Source organism: Rhodococcus sp. NPDC077669, assembly GCF_040686915.1.
Classification (GTDB): domain Bacteria; phylum Actinomycetota; class Actinomycetes; order Mycobacteriales; family Mycobacteriaceae; genus Rhodococcoides; species Rhodococcoides fascians.
Map to the genome: position 1 here is coordinate 51,719 of NZ_JBFBMD010000016.1, position 16,120 is coordinate 67,838.

18 protein-coding genes are annotated in these 16,120 nt (G+C 65.2%); 5 read left to right on the forward strand and 13 right to left on the reverse strand.

The annotated features are described in order from the left end of the window. The first annotated feature begins 32 nt into the window (after nucleotides 1–32). Nucleotides 33–794 (forward strand): SDR family oxidoreductase, encoded by a 762-nt coding sequence (locus tag AB0P23_RS17865; RefSeq protein WP_306905428.1) that lies wholly within the window; start codon nucleotides 33–35, stop codon nucleotides 792–794. A gap of 3 nt (nucleotides 795–797) precedes the next feature. On the opposite strand, the gene AB0P23_RS17870 is transcribed toward AB0P23_RS17865, so the two are convergent. From AB0P23_RS17870 to AB0P23_RS17890, 5 genes are all read right to left on the reverse strand, one after another. Further along, nucleotides 798–1,283 (reverse strand): CoA-binding protein, encoded by a 486-nt coding sequence (locus tag AB0P23_RS17870; RefSeq protein WP_032400869.1) that lies wholly within the window; start codon nucleotides 1,281–1,283, stop codon nucleotides 798–800. After that, nucleotides 1,280–2,578: an O-acetylhomoserine aminocarboxypropyltransferase/cysteine synthase family protein gene (locus AB0P23_RS17875; RefSeq protein WP_363798624.1), complete on the reverse strand. Its 1,299-nt coding sequence runs from the start codon at nucleotides 2,576–2,578 to the stop codon at nucleotides 1,280–1,282. The genes AB0P23_RS17870 and AB0P23_RS17875 overlap by 4 nt, the downstream gene beginning before the upstream one ends. Before the next feature lie 4 nt (nucleotides 2,579–2,582). Beyond that, nucleotides 2,583–3,095, reverse strand: a complete 513-nt coding sequence (locus AB0P23_RS17880; RefSeq protein WP_027498074.1) for an OsmC family protein — start codon at nucleotides 3,093–3,095, stop codon at nucleotides 2,583–2,585. Between the two features lie 190 nt (nucleotides 3,096–3,285). Then, nucleotides 3,286–3,945, reverse strand: coding sequence for an SDR family oxidoreductase (locus AB0P23_RS17885; protein WP_032400871.1), 660 nt, complete (start codon nucleotides 3,943–3,945; stop codon nucleotides 3,286–3,288). Between the two features lie 47 nt (nucleotides 3,946–3,992). Further along, nucleotides 3,993–5,393 carry an acyl-CoA synthetase gene (locus tag AB0P23_RS17890; RefSeq protein ID WP_196251036.1) on the reverse strand — a complete coding sequence of 467 codons (1,401 nt, stop codon included), beginning with the start codon at nucleotides 5,391–5,393 and terminating at the stop codon, nucleotides 3,993–3,995. Between the two features lie 17 nt (nucleotides 5,394–5,410). On the opposite strand from AB0P23_RS17890, the gene AB0P23_RS17895 reads away from it, so the two are divergent. Further along, nucleotides 5,411–5,833: a hypothetical protein gene (locus tag AB0P23_RS17895; protein ID WP_032400873.1), complete on the forward strand. Its 423-nt coding sequence runs from the start codon at nucleotides 5,411–5,413 to the stop codon at nucleotides 5,831–5,833. Nucleotides 5,834–5,846: 13 nt separating this feature from the next. Here AB0P23_RS17895 and AB0P23_RS17900 read toward each other — a convergent pair whose 3' ends face one another. The 5 genes from AB0P23_RS17900 to AB0P23_RS17920 form a co-directional block, all read right to left on the reverse strand. After that, nucleotides 5,847–6,464, reverse strand: a complete 618-nt coding sequence (locus AB0P23_RS17900; protein WP_283541924.1) for a LysE family translocator — start codon at nucleotides 6,462–6,464, stop codon at nucleotides 5,847–5,849. Nucleotides 6,465–6,725: 261 nt separating this feature from the next. Beyond that, the gene (gene dapC, locus AB0P23_RS17905; RefSeq protein ID WP_363798627.1) at nucleotides 6,726–7,829 is read right to left on the reverse strand and encodes a succinyldiaminopimelate transaminase; all 1,104 of its coding nucleotides are present in this window, start codon (nucleotides 7,827–7,829) and stop codon (nucleotides 6,726–6,728) included. Between the two features lie 4 nt (nucleotides 7,830–7,833). Next, nucleotides 7,834–8,157, reverse strand: a complete 324-nt coding sequence (gene fdxA, locus AB0P23_RS17910; protein WP_027498080.1) for a ferredoxin — start codon at nucleotides 8,155–8,157, stop codon at nucleotides 7,834–7,836. A 114-nt stretch (nucleotides 8,158–8,271) separates the two neighbouring features. Next, entirely contained in the window at nucleotides 8,272–9,027 is a 756-nt protein-coding gene (locus AB0P23_RS17915; protein ID WP_032390335.1) for a hypothetical protein, read from the reverse strand. A gap of 36 nt (nucleotides 9,028–9,063) precedes the next feature. After that, nucleotides 9,064–11,604, reverse strand: a complete 2,541-nt coding sequence (locus AB0P23_RS17920) for a bifunctional FO biosynthesis protein CofGH (protein ID WP_268987766.1) — start codon at nucleotides 11,602–11,604, stop codon at nucleotides 9,064–9,066. A 134-nt stretch (nucleotides 11,605–11,738) separates the two neighbouring features. Between AB0P23_RS17920 and AB0P23_RS17925 the strand changes: the two genes are divergently transcribed. The 3 genes from AB0P23_RS17925 to AB0P23_RS17935 are packed head-to-tail and all read left to right on the forward strand — an operon-like array spanning nucleotide 11,739 to nucleotide 14,490. Beyond that, the gene (locus AB0P23_RS17925; RefSeq protein WP_032400263.1) at nucleotides 11,739–12,218 is read left to right on the forward strand and encodes a PH domain-containing protein; all 480 of its coding nucleotides are present in this window, start codon (nucleotides 11,739–11,741) and stop codon (nucleotides 12,216–12,218) included. Next, on the forward strand, nucleotides 12,215–13,732 hold the full coding sequence (locus AB0P23_RS17930; RefSeq protein WP_032375452.1) for a PH domain-containing protein: 1,518 nt from the start codon (nucleotides 12,215–12,217) through the stop codon (nucleotides 13,730–13,732). Before AB0P23_RS17925 ends, AB0P23_RS17930 begins: the two co-directional genes overlap by 4 nt. 56 nt (nucleotides 13,733–13,788) lie before the next feature. Continuing rightward, nucleotides 13,789–14,490, forward strand: coding sequence for a uracil-DNA glycosylase (locus AB0P23_RS17935; RefSeq protein ID WP_032365356.1), 702 nt, complete (start codon nucleotides 13,789–13,791; stop codon nucleotides 14,488–14,490). Here the strand turns inward: AB0P23_RS17935 and AB0P23_RS17940 are convergent. The 3 genes from AB0P23_RS17940 to mshB form a co-directional block, all read right to left on the reverse strand. Next, complete coding sequence (locus AB0P23_RS17940; protein ID WP_027498086.1) at nucleotides 14,417–14,869, reverse strand: hypothetical protein; 453 nt, start codon at nucleotides 14,867–14,869, stop codon at nucleotides 14,417–14,419. The genes AB0P23_RS17935 and AB0P23_RS17940 overlap by 74 nt on opposite strands. Nucleotides 14,870–14,955: 86 nt before the next feature. After that, the gene (locus AB0P23_RS17945; protein ID WP_008714214.1) at nucleotides 14,956–15,114 is read right to left on the reverse strand and encodes a hypothetical protein; all 159 of its coding nucleotides are present in this window, start codon (nucleotides 15,112–15,114) and stop codon (nucleotides 14,956–14,958) included. A 27-nt stretch (nucleotides 15,115–15,141) separates the two neighbouring features. Beyond that, nucleotides 15,142–16,035 (reverse strand): N-acetyl-1-D-myo-inositol-2-amino-2-deoxy-alpha-D-glucopyranoside deacetylase, encoded by an 894-nt coding sequence (gene mshB, locus AB0P23_RS17950; RefSeq protein ID WP_032375537.1) that lies wholly within the window; start codon nucleotides 16,033–16,035, stop codon nucleotides 15,142–15,144. Nucleotides 16,036–16,120 lie beyond the last annotated feature (85 nt).

A 16,120-nucleotide genomic window follows, 5' to 3' on the forward strand; every position in this document is an offset into this window, starting at 1 on the left:
CAACAATGCTGACAGTGCCTACATTTGCTCGCATGACATCCACAGCACTCATCACCGGGGCGAGCTCCGGCCTCGGCGAGGAATTCGCACATCGCTTTGCCGCACGCGGCGAGAACGTCGTCCTCGTGGCACGCCGGGCGGACCGACTCGAGGCACTTGCCCGCCGCATCGAAGCAGACCACGGCGTCACCGCGACCGCCGTCGCCATGGACCTGGGCGTACCGGGCATCGGCGAGTCACTACGAAAGAAACTGGCCGACAAAGGGATAACACCCACGACGCTGATCAACAATGCAGGATTCGGGACCCACGGGCGCTTTCGCGACGAGGATCCGGCGCGGGTGGCGTCGGAAATCGCATTGAACGTCAGCGCGCTGGTGGATCTGACACATGCGTTTCTGCCGAATCTGACCGGAGCGTTGATCAACATCGCGAGTACCGCTGCGTACCAGCCCACTCCGAACATGGCGGTATACGGGGCGACGAAGGCGTTCGTACTGAACTTCACCGAGGCGCTCGCCTACGAGTACCGCACGTCACCGCTGAAGATCCTCGCTCTCTCCCCCGGCCCGACGCGCACCGAGTTCTTCGACGTCGTCGGATCCGAGGATGCCGCAGTGGGCAACTTCCAGACCTCCGAGCAGGTGGTCTCGACGGCTATGCGCGCCTTGGACTCTCGCCGTACCCCTGCCAGCGTCGTGTCCGGTCTTTCCAACAAGATCAGCGCCGGCAGTGTGCGTCTCGCGCCACGATCGTTGGCCGCGATAATCAGCGGTCGCCTACTGAAGGCCTGACCCCTAACCCCGCGGTCGACGCGAATCGATCACTCCCGTGTCGAATCCGGCCAAATGCAGTCCGCCGTGGAAGCGGGCGTGTTCGATCTTGAGGCACCGGTCCATGACGACGTTCAGTCCCGCCGCCTCGGCGTCGTGGGCCACCTGCTCGTGCCACAACCCGAGCTGCAACCAGATCGTCTTCGCCTGCGCGGCAATGGTTTCGCTCAACACCTCCGGGAGATCGTCGTACTTGCGAAAGACGTCGACCAGGTCCGGACTCTTCGGTAGATCCGCGAGAGTCGGATAGACGGTCGTTCCTTCGATGTCCGAGACCGTCGGATTGACGAGAAATATTTCGTAGTTGCTTGTCGAGGACAGATACCGATTGACGAAATAGCTTGCTCGCGACGGGTTCTTGGACGCACCGACGATCGCGACGGTTTTCGTCTCACGCAAGATCCGCTGACGGTCCTGAGCGGAGGGTCCCTGCCAGGTTCGTTCGCTCATGACCGCGCCTTCCCGGTTGCCAGCGTCAAGGCCTGATCGAGATCCCACAGCAGGTCCTCACCGTCTTCGAGGCCGACACTGATCCGAATGAGTTCGGGCCCCACCCCCGCGCCGGCCAGTTGATCATCGCTGAGCTGTCGGTGGGTGGTGCTGGCCGGGTGGATGACCAGGGTGCGTACGTCGCCGATGTTCGCGACGTGACTGGCCACCTGGACGCTCTCGACAAACGTTCGGCCGGCGTCGCGACCACCTTCGATGCCGAATGCGAACACCGCGCCCGGACCCGAGGGCAGATATTTCGCGGCGCGATCGTGGTGCGAATGACTCTGCAATCCAGCCCATCTCACGTACTCGATGCGTGGGTCCGACTCGAGCCACTCGGCGACGACGCGCGCATTGGCCACGTGCGCGTCCATGCGCTGCGGCAACGTCTCGACGCCCTGGATCAGCGTGAAGGCAGAGTGCGGAGCCAGTGCTGCACCGATGTCGCGCAGTTGCTCACTGCGCAGTTTGGTGAGAAATCCGTACTCCCCGAAGTTGCCCCACCACGACAGGCCCCCGTACGAGGCCACCGGCTCGGTCATCTGCGGGAACTTGCCTCGGCCCCAATCGAATCGACCGGATTCCACCACGACGCCGCCGAGCGTGGAGCCGTGACCGCCGAGGAACTTCGTTGCCGAGTGGATGACGAGGTCGGCTCCGAACTCGATCGGCCGGCTCAACCACGGTGTCGCCATCGTCGCGTCGACCACCAGCGGGATCCCATGATCGTGCGCGACCGCGGCGAGACCCTCGAGATCGGCGATCTCACCGGAGGGGTTCCCGATGACCTCCGCGTAGATCAACTTGGTCGAATCTGTTACCGCCGCCGCATAATCGGCCGGGTCCGTGCCGGGAACGAAGGTGGTCTCGACGCCGAAGCGCCGCAGTGTGACGTCGAGTTGCGTCACGGTTCCGCCGTAGAGTCCGGCTGCCGCGACGATGTGATCACCGGTGCCGCCCAGCGCGGCGAACACCGCGAACTCGGCCGCGAGCCCGCTGGCGAACGCGACCGCCCCGATGCCGCCTTCGAGGCTCGCGATGCGCTCCTCGAAGGCGGCGACCGTCGGATTACCGATGCGGCTGTAGACGTTGCCGTACTTCTGCAGAGCGAACAGATCCCCTGCGTCAGCAGAATCCTCGAACACGTAGCTCGCCGTTTGATAGATCGGCACCGCACGCGAACCGGTTGCCGAGTCGGGCCGCGCGCCGGCGTGAATTGCTCTGGTACGCAGGCCGAATGTTCGCTCGCTCATGACGTCAGGCCGTTTCGAGGACGGTGTGGATCGGCGTGGGGTTACGCGTGAGATCCAGTACCGGGCAGTGATCGTCCACGGCCTGCTGCAATTCCTCGTACCGCTCACGGGTCTCGGGCCCGGTGACCGTCACGACGACGCGCACCTCACCGAATCCCGGCCGCACGTCGTCGTCGAACCCGAAGAAGCCACGTACGTCGAGGTCGCCCTCGGCCTTCGCCTTGATGTCGTCGACGACGATACCGAGCTTCTCGGCCCAGACGCGGTAGGTGACCACCTGGCAGGACAGCAGCGACGCGAGGTAGTACTCCACGGGATTGGCGGCCGTGTTCTCACCGCCGAGGGCCGGCGGCTCGTCGACCTCGACGCTGAACTTGCCGAGTGTGACGGTGCTGGCGACGGCATCGTGCGCGGTGGCGGAGGCACGGAATACAGCGTGAGCGTTCTTCGCGTCCGCGCGTACTGCGTCGTCGGTGGCAGCGATGACGCCGCCGAGGTGGGAGACAGATGTGGTCATGAGTGATCCTGTTCGTAGAAAGAGGTTGCCGGAACGACCCGAGGAGCGCGTGGAGCTCGTCGGGGCTGGGTTCGATCGACAGTTACGAACAGGAAGAAGTGCAGACCAGGCACAGATCGATGGTGCGACGACGCACGAGCCTTCTGCCCGCGTCGGTCACATGTGTCTCGGTCACGGTGCCGACAATAGCCTAAGAGAACTGGTCTGCGCCGACGTCGGTTTCGTCGTCGGTGATCGCGGCGACGATCCGTGCTGCCACTGCCTCGGGCGTCAGGCCCTGCGGTAGTTTCGGTGCCTGCCCGGCGATCGGCCGCGTCGCCAGCCCCGTCTCGGTGTGCGGAGGCCGCACGTCGACGATACGGATCTTCGACTTCCGGGCCTCTGTGCGAACACTTTTCACCAGCGCACTCGCCGCGGCCTTGCTCGCCGAGTAGGCACCCATGTTGGGCATCGGCTTGTCTGCGACCACCGCACTGATGTTGAGCACGAATCCACCCTGATCCAGAGTGGTCAGCGCTTCACGCATGATGCGCAGCGGTGCCAGGTAGTTGAGCAGCAGCAACTCGTCGACGGTGTCGTCGTCGACCTCGGTGACCGAGCCGAACGCCACGACACCGGCGGCGATCACGATCCCGTCGAGACCGCCGTGGTGTTCGATGGCCTCCGCGACTACCGAGCGAGCCGAATCCGGCAGCGTCAGATCGGCATTCACCGTGTGATGCTCCGCGGACTCGAGGCTGCGTCCGCTGATGGTAAGCCGCGCGCCGGCCTCCGCGAGTTGCTCGACGATCGGACCGCCGAGCCCGCCACTGGCACCGAATACGAGAATGCGTGCGCCGTCCAGGTTCATGACTCGAAGCTAGCGCGTTTCACCCGACCCGCGCTCACAACGCGGAGTCAGCCGAGGAGCTTCTTCTGCACCTTGCCCATGGCATTGCGCGGCAGTGAGTCGACGACGCGAATCTCCCGGGGCCGCTTGTGGATCGACAGTTCGGTGGCCACCAGGTCGATGAGCACTCGATCCTCGACCTCGGTACCGACGACGAACGCCACGATGCGTTGACCCAGATCATCATCCGGCAGGCCGACGACAGCTACTTCGTCCACGCTCGGGTGGTTAAGCAACACCGTCTCGATCTCCCCCGCGCCGACGCGATACCCGCCGGACTTGATCAGGTCGGTCGAGGCTCGCCCGACGATCCGGTGGAACCCGTCGGGCTCGATGAGCGCGACGTCTCCGGTGTCGAACCACCCGTCCTCGGTGTAGGTCTTCGCCGTCGCCTCGGGGTTGTTCAGGTAGCCGTCGAACAACATAGGGCAGCGGATCTGCAATGCGCCGATGGATTCGCCGTCGTGCGGCAGGATGTCGCCCTGCTCACCGAGCAATCTGGTCTCGACGCCTGCGACGGGCAGTCCCACCGATCCTGGTCGACGTTCACCGTCGGCGCGGGTGCTGATGGTGATCAGGGTCTCGCTCATGCCGTACCGCTCGATGGGAGCCTGACCGGTGAACTCACGCAGCTTCTCGAACACCGGAACCGGGAGCGGCGCACTGCCGGACACCAGCAACCGGGCGTGGGCCAGGGCGCGGGCGGACGTCTCATCCGCGGCGACGCGCGACCACACCGTCGGCACCCCGAAATACAGAGAACCCCGCGCTGCCGCATAGAGCTCGGGAGTCGGTTTGCCGGTGTGGATCAGCGGGCTGCCGACTCGCAGTGGGCCGAGCAACCCGAGAATCAGTCCGTGCACGTGAAACAGCGGAAGACCGTGCACCAGAGTGTCTTTCCACGTCCAGCTCCAGGCCTGCGCCAACGCGTCGAGCCCGGCCGCGATGGCGCTGCGAGAAATCAGCACACCTTTCGGTGGGCCGGTGGTGCCGGAGGTGTAGAGCACGAACGCGATCGACGACGGCTGCGGCTCGGGGTAGCTGTGCCACGACCGTGCGTGCTGACGCACCGGCAGAACCGTCAGACCCGCGGTGTCCGGCGGCGCTTCGCCGAGCCACGCCTGCGCACCCGAATCGCGGAGGATGTGCTCACGTTCGGCCGAGCCTGCATCCGGTGGGACGGGAACAACGGTGACTCCGGCAATCATCGCACCGACGACGGCGAGGACCGTTTTCACCGATGGCGTCGCGTGGATGGCGAGCCGATCTGCCCGGCCGATGCGCTCGGCTACGGAAGTCGCCGCTCCCAGGATGTCGGCACGAGAGAGCGAGATGCCGTCGATGGTGACGGCGTCGGGAATATCGTCTCCCCGCGCAACGGCGAGTGGGTTCAGTGAACGAAGCAGCACATGGCTACCGTACAGACATGGACGTGGACGGAATCGACACCGGCGACTACGCCGAGTACATGACGGTCGCCGCCGGTGACCTGCAGGCGGGTGTCTATCTGATCGGAACCGACGCCGAACAGGACGTCGATTCCGAAGACGACCTCGACCTGGACCTCGAGGACGAGGACTCCGACGACGAGGACATCGACCTCGCGCACGTCAGTGACGGAGCGCCGCGACTGGTCTACTCGGTGCAGTCCGACGATTTCTGGACGCGAGTGGAGTTGGCCGACCTCCGAGCGACTCAGCTCTACGAGGAGGCGCACGCGCGCAACCCCGAGGTCAACGCCGAACCGAAGCGTTTCACCACCATCGAAGCCTTCGGCAGCAACGAATTGGTCTACATCCTGCGCATCAGGCGCGGCGGATGGGACGTCGGGGAGCCGGACCTCGACTGACGGTCCACCGCAACTAGGCCGAAGACGCCACCGTTCCGATTCCGAGGGCGACGAGGAATCCAGCGCTGATGCGGTCCAGCCAGTCGGTCACGGCCGGTTTACGCAGCAGCGTCACAGCGCGTGAGGCGAGAACGGAGAACACTCCCATCACCACGGCAGCGACAACCACCTCGACCAGACCGAGCGTCATGGCACCGGTGAACGTGACGACGGTGAGGAACTGCGGTACCACCGCGAGGTAGAACAGTCCGGCCTTCGGGTTGAGCGCGCACGAGAGAACTCCGGCACCGAACGCCGACCACGCGGACGCAGCGACAGGCAGGAGCGGCTCGCCGTCCACCTTGTTCTTACGTCGCGCCCGGAAAGCCTTCACGCCCAGATACAGCAGGTACAACCCACCGAGAACTTTGACGACGCGGTATGCCGTCGCGGATTGCTCGACGATCGCCGCCAACCCGACGGCCACCAGCACGGCCCAGAACAGTCCGCCGATCGCGACACCCATCGCCGCAGCGACGCCTGGCTTGAGGCCGCCGATGCTGTAGCGGAGCACCAGAAACGAATCCGGCCCGGGCAGAATCGCCAGCAGAAAGCACACACCGGCGAAGCTGAGCAGCAGGCTGAGGGTCATGGGTACATGAGAACACCCGATCCGAGCAGGGGCCAACTGAGCTCGGTGTCCACTATTCGTATCGAGAACCGGGATCCCGTCGATCGGGCCGAATAGTGGACACTCAGCGCACCTCGAGCTCACACGCTTCAGCGGCGTCAGCGGGGCCGAAGCCAACTGAGGTGAGTGTCCACAATTCGAGTCGAGCGACGGGATCCCGATCGCCAGGCTCAATAGTGGACACTCAGCGCACTACAACACTCAGCGCACCAGGAAGCTCGGCTAACCGCGCAGGCGAGCCGCCGCAGCCTCGATGCGCTCGTCCGTCGCAGTCAGTGCGATGCGGACGTGTTTGCCACCGTTCGGTCCGTAGAACTCTCCCGGTGCGGCGAGGATGCCGCGTTCGGCGAGCCAGTCGACGGTGTCGCGGCACGGCTCGTCGCGGGTGGCCCACAGGTACAACCCGGCCTCCGAGTGGTCGACGCGGAATCCGGCTGCCTCGACGGCAGACTTCAAAGTCGTTCGACGGGCGCGGTATCGCTCTCGCTGGATGTTTTCGTGCTCGTCGTCGGCCAGGGCCGCGGTCATGGCGGCCTGAATGGGCAGCGGCACCATCATGCCTGCGTGCTTGCGGACCTCGAGCAACTCGGCGATCAGGGCCGCGTCGCCGGTGACGAAACCGGCGCGGTAGCTGGCCAGATTCGAGGTCTTCGAGAGTGAGTGCACAGCAAGGAGGTTGGTGTGATCGCCGTCGCAGACGCGCGGGTCGAGCACCGAGACGGCGTCGGCTTCCCAGGTCAGACCCAGGTAGCATTCGTCGGAGACGACGATAGCGTCGCGCTCTCGTGCCCAATCCACGACCTTGCGAAGGTGGTCGATACCGAGCACCTTGCCGGTCGGATTGGACGGCGAGTTGACGAAGATCAGCGAGGCGCGTTCGGGGCCGAGACGATTCAGTCCGTCTGCACGAAGAATTCGTGCACCGGCGAGCAGCGCACCCACTTCGTATGTGGGATACGCCAATTCGGGGATGACGACAAGATCATCGGCACCCAGACCCAGCAGACTCGGCAACCAGGCGATCATTTCCTTGGTGCCGATGGCCGGAAGCACCGCGTCGGTCGAGATACCGGTGATCGAGTAGCGACGTTCGAGCGACGCCACCGCGGCCTCCCGCAGCGCGGCGGTACCGACGGTCGTCGGGTAACCGGGCTCGTCGGCCACCGAGTTCAACGCGACCCGAATCACCTCGGCGACCGGGTCGACGGGCGTGCCGACGGACAGATTCACGATGCCGTCCGGGTGCGCCGACGCCTTCTCCTTGGCAGCGGTCAGCGAGTCCCACGGAAAGTCGGGCAGCGTCGCTGCCACCGCTCTACGTGCCAAGGCGTCAGTTCTCGCCCATGGGAGGCAGAGCCTTGATGAACGGCGGGTCGTAGTCGGTCTTGCCGAGTTTCGCTGCGCCACCGGGAGATCCGAGATCGTCGAAGAAATCGACGTTGGCGCTGACGTATGCACTCCACTGCTCGGGCACGTCGTCTTCGTAGAAGATGGCCTCGACGGGGCACACGGGTTCGCAGGCTCCGCAGTCGACGCATTCGTCGGGGTGGATGTACAGCATTCGGTTACCCTCGTAGATGCAATCCACCGGGCACTCTTCGATGCACGCTTTGTCCAGTACATCTACGCACGGTTCTGCAATCGAGTAGGTCACTGCTGCTCTCCCCTCCTTGTATAGATCGTGGGCGCTCTCGCGCCCTCAGCATCCTAGTATCGCGGTCCGAACCTGGGACAATCCGACCAGGGTGACCTCACCTGCTCCGGCCTGCTATCGCCGGAGCTGCTTCGCGGGCTGGGTCACCGAAGCCGACGCCGTCTTGTGGGCGGCGAGCCACTTGCGTCCCTGCTTGGCAGCGCGCGACAGCGCGCCCCGCTCACCGAGATATCCGGCGACGCCACCGACGAGCGGGATGGCTCCGAGTACCCGATAGAACCCGCGTGGATGCGGGCGCTTCTCCAACTCGCCTGCCACGTCGCGCAGCACGTTGGCGATCTGCCACATTCCGCGCAGCAGTGCGAACGGTCCGGATTTCGGCGATTCTTCCTTCTTCGCAGGAGCACTGTCGGCCAAGGACGTCAGATCACGCTTGCACAGCACCGACCCGAGCAGCGCCACATGCGTCTCGCGGTCGGTCACTCCGGATTCGCGAGCCACGGCGACGAGCACCATCGCCTGGTTGGCGAACCCGAGCAGATCCTGGATCGGCAGACGGTTGACCAGGATGCCGAAGACGCCGGGGAAGGCCACCGCGACAGTGTTGAGAGCTCCGATGCGATTGACCCACCACTGCGAACGAGCATCGCTGTCGAGCTTCTCCCAGCCGGCGGTGCCCGGGAAGTCGGTGGTGTCGAACGCCTTGGCCAGGAAGTCGATGACGTTGTCGAGGGTCGAATCGTCCGCGGAGGACTCGCGGAACGTCCGTCCCTTCAGTCCGATCGGGTCACGCGTAGCCAGGATGTCGAGCACGGGATGAATGATGGCGACGGCACTGCTCAGTACCGCGGCGACTCGACGGTCGTCCATGTCGGGCAAACTCCGTTTCGGGTAAAGACCTGAAGGTCAGATCAGGCCGGCGACCGACACCGCCGGTGCCGGGCCGTACGTGGTGGTGCGCTGACGAACCGGTCGTCCGATGCCGTCGGCGATCTCGTGCAGTTCCGCGACGGTCTTCTCCGAACCGTTCTGCGAACCCGCCATCCGCGAGATCGTCTCTTCCATCAGGGTCCCGCCCAGATCGTTCGCGCCCCCGTTCAGCATCGCCTGTGTACCCGTGATTCCCAATTTCACCCATGACGTCTGAATGTTGTCGATACGGCCGTGCAGCATGATCCTGGCCAGAGCATGCACCGCGCGGTTGTCCCGATTGGTCGGGCCGGGCCGCGAGGCACCCGCCAGATACAGCGGCGACGACTGGTGCACGAACGGCAGCGGCACGAACTCGGTAAACCCGCCCGTCTTGTCCTGGATCTTCTTGAGCACGTTCAGATGCCCGACCCAGTGCGACGGATTGTCGACGTGCCCGTACATCATCGTCGAGCTCGATCGCAGGCCCACCTCGTGCGCGGTGGTGATCACTTCGATCCATTCGGCTGCGGGCAGCTTGCCCTTGGTGAGCACCCACCGCACCTCGTCGTCGAGAATCTCTGCGGCGGTACCCGGAATCGAGTCCAGGCCGGCGGCCCGCAGCTCGGTGAGCCACTCGCGGATCGACTGGCCGCCGCGGGAGGCCCCGTTGACGATCTCCATCGGCGAGAACGCGTGCACGTGCATCGACGGCACTTTCGCCTTGACCGCACGGACCAGATCGGCGTATCCCGTCACCGGCAGTTCGGGGTCGATGCCGCCCTGCATGCACACCTCGGTGGCCCCGACGACGTGCGCTTCCCACGCACGGTCGGCGACTTCGGCGGTGGACAGCGTGAACGCGTCGGCGTCGCCCTTGCGCTGCGCGAACGCGCAGAAACGGCATCCGGTGTAGCAGATGTTGGTGAAGTTGATGTTCCGGTTCACCACGTAGGTGACGGTGTCCCCGTTGACCTGCTTACGCAGATCGTCGGCGAGCGCGGCAACGGCGTCCATGCCGGGGCCCTCGGCCGTCGCCAGTGCCAGGTACTGCTCGTCCGACAGACCGGCCGGGTCCTTCTCCGCTGCTGTCAATGCCGACACGAGGTCGCGGTCGACTCGTTCGAGACCGGCCAGATCGCGCACCTGCTCACGAATGGAATCCCAGTCGCCGAACGCATTCGCCAGATCCGAGCGGGTCTCGGTGTTGCGGCCCTCGGTGTCGATCTCGGTGTTCAGATCCACGCGTCCCGAGGACTCCCATTCCTCGTCCGGCTCCTGCCATGGCAGTCCGGTCGGGTTGACGCCCTCGCGTGCCATCCCGGTCTCCGGGTCGGCAACCGCCCGCACGTGTGCCGAGATTCGCGGGTCGATCCACGGTGCACCGGCCAACACGTACTGCGGCTGCGCGGCAGTGCGTTCCACGAGCGTGTAACCGGCGGCCGCCGACAACTCGGCGAGAGTGTCGAGGTTCGGCCACGGCCGCTCGGGATTGACGTGGTCGGGAGTCAGCGGCGAGACACCGCCCCAATCGTCGACGCCTGCGCCGAGCAACGCGGCGGTCTCCTCCGCTGCGACGAGGTTCGGCGGGGCCTGAATTCGCATCGACGGACCGATCACCATGCGCGTCACCGCGATGGTCGCCAGGAATTCTTCGAGACCGGCGTCGGGCACGGACCGCATCGCGGTATCGGATTTGGCCAGGAAGTTCTGCACGATGATCTCTTGCACATGACCGAAAGACTTGTGCACCTTACGAATTGCCATGATGGACTCGGCCCTGTCCCGCAACGTCTCACCGATGCCGACGAGGATGCCCGTCGTGAAGGGAATGTTGAGCCGGCCCGCGTCGGTCAGTGTGCGCAGCCGCACCTCGGGATCTTTGTCGGGACTGCCGTAATGCGCCTGCCCCTTCTCCTCGAACAGCCGACGCGAGGTGGTCTCGAGCATCATGCCCATCGAGGGGGCCACCGGCTTGAGGCGCGAGAGTTCCTGCCATGACATCACTCCGGGATTGAGGTGCGGCAGTAGGCCGGTCTCCTCGAGCACCCTGATCGACATCGCGCGCACGTAGTCCAGAGTCGAGTCGTAGCCACGGGAGTCCAACCACGCCTTGGCCTCGGGCCACCGCTCCTCCGGTCGGTCGCCGAGCGTGAACAGCGCCTCCTTGCAGCCCAACTCTGCACCCTTGCGGGCGACGTCGATGATCTCGTCGGGATCCATGAACATCCCGTGCCCGGCGGCATTGAGCTTGCCCGGCACCGTGACGAACGTGCAGTAGTGGCACTTGTCGCGGCACAACCGCGTGATGGGTACGAACACCTTGCGCGAATACGACACGGTCTTCGGACGGCCCGCCGACTCCAACCCGGCATCGCGAACCCGGGACGCCGACGCCATCAGATCCACCAGGTCGTCACCGCGAGCGTGCAGCAAGACCGTGGCTTCGTCGACGTTCAGCGACACCCCGTCGCGGGCGCGACGCAGGACGCGGCGCATGGCGGAGGCGGCTGGAGCGGTATCAGGCTGCGAAGTCACCAGTCGATCATGCGCCTTCTTGGTACGCACGTGCCACCCGCGGGTGGGCCTGCGGCCCTTGTGCGCGTTTTGCGTACCCGGAAGGGCGCACAACGCGCACGACGGGGCAGCGCTAGGTTTGTACCGTGACAACGATGACAGACCCACAGTGGCAGCCTTCTCCCCGTGCGCGTCTGCTCTGGACACTGAGCGCCGGACTGCTGTGGCTACCGGTGTTCATCGCTCAGATCGTCTGGTTTTTCGTCGACTCGAACCGGACGTCGTGGCTGCACGTCACCGTCCTCGTCGCATCGGTCGTGCTGACCGCACTGCACCTCGCGATCGTGCCGCAGTGGCGCTACCGCGTGCACCGCTGGGAGATCAGCGACACCGCCGTGTACACCCGCACCGGTTGGCTCAGCCAGGAACGACGCATCGCCCCCATCTCGCGGGTGCAGACCGTCGACACCGAGCGCGGACCACTCGATCGCCTGCTCGGGTTGGCGACGGTCACCGTGACGACGGCATCGTCGGCGGGCGCGGTGAAGATCACCGCACTCGATCAGGTCGTTGCGGACGAGACCGTCGCGCGACTGACCGATATCGCCGGCCGCACCGTCGGAGATGCCACATGACCGATCAGGCGGAGTTGCTGGCAGTCGAAGAGGAGCAGCCGTGGTTGCGCCTGGACAAGCGAATGTTGTTGGTGCATCCGGTGAACGAGGGCATCAAGATCCTGCCGGTACTGCTGATCTCGTTCTTCGTCGGCAGTCAGAGCGGTAATCACTACTGGAGTCTGGGCATCCTCGCGGTCGTCGTCGTGTTCGCGATTGCGCGCTGGTTCACCACCAGCTACCGGATCGGGCCGGTGCACGTACAACTGCGCACCGGGGTGTTGCAGAAGAAAGTACTGTCCATTCCGCGCAACAGGATTCGATCCGTCGACGTGGAAGCGAACGTACTGCACCGGGTGCTCGGACTGTCCATTCTCCGCATCGGGACCGGACAGCAGGCGGGCAAAGGCGAGGCCTTCGAGCTCAACGCACTCGACACGTCACTGGTGCCGGAGCTTCGCGGCGAACTGCTGCAGCGAGTGTCGGGCCGAACGACGCCGAGCGACGGAATGCCCGTTGCCGCAGCCGATCCCGGCGTCGAGATTGCACACTGGCAGTTCTCGTGGGTGCGGTTCGCGCCGTTCTCCATCACCGGCATCGTCACCATCGCCGCGGCAGTGGGCGTGCTGTTCCAGTACGGCATCGGACAGACATTGGCGGAGACCTCGGTGGTCTCGAACAGCGTCGAATCGGCGCAACGGTTCGGCATCGCCCTGTTCGTCGTCCTCGCACTGATTGCGCTCCTCGTGGTGTCCAGCATCTTCGCCTGCGTTCGCTACCTGATCACCTACGGCAACCTGACCGTCACCGACCAGGGTCGCACCCTGCACGTCAGCCACGGGCTGCTCCGCACCCGTCAGTCGACCCTCGACCGCAAGAGACTGCGCGGCACTTCCCTGTCGCAACCACTACTACTGAGGTCGGTCGGCGGGGCGCGACTCGACGCCATCATGACCGGAGTGAGCGCTGAGAAGAAGGAATCGTCGCTACTGCTCCCCCAGGCTCCGCGGGCCGAGGCGCTGCGCATGATGACCACGGTGCTCGGCGACGCAGGCATGCACGGCAATGCCGACCGCCCGCTTCTGCAGCACGGACCTGCCGCGCGGCGACGCCGCTACACCCGGGCCGTTCTACCGCTGCTCGTCGTCGCGGCCGGACTGGGAATTGCGCAGTCTCTCGGCGCACCGATCCCGATCCTCGCGTGGATCGCCGTGGCCGTGCTGTTCGTGGCCGCCGTCGGACTCGCTCACGACCGCTACCGCGGCCTCGGGCACGCCGTCCTGCCCGGCTGGCTGATCACCCAGCACGGATCGCTCGACCGCACCCGGCACAGCCTCGAAGCCGGCGGCATCATCGGTTGGACGGTGCGGCAGACGTTCTTCCAACGTCGCGCCGGCGTGGCCACCGTCGTGGCAGCGACACCGGCGGGCGTCGGGCACTACGAGGTGGTCGACATACCCATCGAGAACGCGTGGGCCATGATCGACGCCGTCACACCGGGTGCCGGAGACATCTGGCTTCGACGCGGCACGTGAAAACGTAGCCGATAAGGACGTAGCCGATAAAGAAGGAGCCGATAAAGAAGGAGCCGATGAAGAAGGAGCGCCCGCAGACCATCGCGCAGCTCGACCTGGCGGTGTCCCAGTGTCGCGCCTGCCCACGGCTGGTGCGGTGGCGCGAACAGGTCGCTGCCGAGAAGCGCGCCGCGTTCGCCAACGAAACGTATTGGGGGCGAGCCGTTCCCAGTTTCGGCCCGGCCGATGCGTCGATGTTGATCGTCGGGCTCGCCCCGGCCGCCCACGGCGGCAATCGCACCGGACGGATGTTCACCGGGGACCGCAGCGGAGACGTGCTGTACCGAGCCATGCATGCCGTCGGGCTCGCCAGCCAACCGACCGCGACGCACATCGGCGACGGGCTGACGCTCAACGGAGTTCGTATTGCAGCCCCCGTGCACTGCGCTCCGCCGCAGAACAAGCCGACTCCCGCCGAGCGCGATCGGTGTCGCCCCTGGCTCGACGACGAATTGCGCTTGCTGCGTCCGCGACTGAAGTCGATTCTCGTGCTCGGGGCGTTCGGTTGGCAGTCGCTGCTACCGATTCTCGCCGCGAACGGGTGGGAAATACCCAGGCCTGCACCGAAATTCGGTCACGGCGCGCAGCTCGATCTGGGCTCGATCACCGTGTTCGCCAGCTACCACGTAAGTCAGCGAAACACGTTCACCGGACTGCTGACTCCGACGATGATCGAGGACGTGCTCCGGAATGCGGGTCGGCACGCACGCTTGCTGTGATGGCTTTCATTCGGAACATGAACAGCAGCACACCGGCCGGCCCGGCACCGGCCACGATGAGCAGCATCGTGCGCCAGTCGGCCAGCAGCAGAACATCGTTGCCGGGGCCGCCGAACATGCACAGCACTACTGCGACGAACCATCCGAGCAGCGGCGACGCCACCCAGATCGGCCGTTCGGCGACCTTACGCGCGGCCAGAACCAGAGCGACGTTCGCGATGCCCCCGAGCAACGCGCTGATGGGAAACTGCACCGACCCCACGTAGGTCGGGAGAAAGAAGACCGACAGGATTCCGGACAGGAAGCCGTCGAACACCAGTACTGCGACCGTCGCCCACGACACCAGGGCGACAGTATTGGATGCGGCCTTCGAGATCATGCGCCCAATACTGCCTTGGCCCGGGTCGTTTCAGTGCACCGCATTCGAAAACCGGGCATCGCATTCGAAAAACCGGGCACCGGCACTCAGGAAACCGGCGGATAGCCCAGCGAGGTGAGCAAGTTGCTCGCACCCATGGCGATCTGACCCAGAACGTACTGGTACAGATCTGCCTGTGCGCCGAACTGCGGCTTGAGAGAATCGACGAACGCGACGATTGCGTCCTGCACTACCCAGTTGTACATGTGTGTTCCGCCCCTGTTGTCATGAGATCAGTGATTCGGAACACAGCCTAGTACGCCCGCGAACAAGTCGTTCTCCCTGCCCGCCCCGTCGGAGCCGAGCACGCCCCGCACGAGTACGTACTGCTCGTCGAGCAGGATCGGCTGAACGATGTCGTTGGAGAGTGCGTACTCGGCACCCGAGGGCGCAACCGTCACCTGAGTTGCGTGCGCACGCAACGCGTCGGTCTTCGCGTCGAGCACACCGCGGACATCGATGCTGGTGGTGATCATGTCCTCGGCCACACTCGGCAACTCGCCGTCGAGGGGCATGCGCCACCCCTCGGGGATATCGGCGATCACCCGGAGTCCCGCGTCCAGTTGATCGCGGCCGGTGACGGTCCAGTAGAACTTCGCCACCTCCCACGGAGCTCCGGCCGCGGGATGGGCGTCGGTTCCACAGACCTCGACCGCCTCGGTCACCAGGGAGTGGACCTGCTGATGATCGGGGTGGCCGTAGCCACCCTCCGGGTCGTAGCCGACGACGACCTGAGGCCTGAGTTCGCGCATGACCGACACGAGCGCCCCGAGAGCCTCCTGCCGGTCTGCGTTGACGAATGCGCGCGGTTTGAGAGCAGCCGGGGTTCCGGCCATTCCAGAATCTCGCCAGCGGCCGGCACCACCGAGAAAGCGGGGAGGGTTGCAGCCCAACGCCGCGAGTGCGCGATGCAGTTCCAGAATTCGGTAGCCACCGAGCTGATCGGCTCGGTCGACCACGAGATCGGCCCACGTATCGCCGATCACCTCACCCTCTTCACCGAGCGAGCACGTCAGCACGGTGACGTCGACGCCCGCGCGCACGTAATGGGCGATGGTCCCGCCGGTGGTGATGCTCTCGTCGTCCGGGTGCGCATGGACCAGCAGCAACCGCTGCGGCTGCGTCATCGCTTGTTCTGTCACAACCTGCTCTGTCACAACCTGTTCCGTCATGCCTCGTCGCTCGCTACTCGCTGTGTCATCGTTTGTTTCG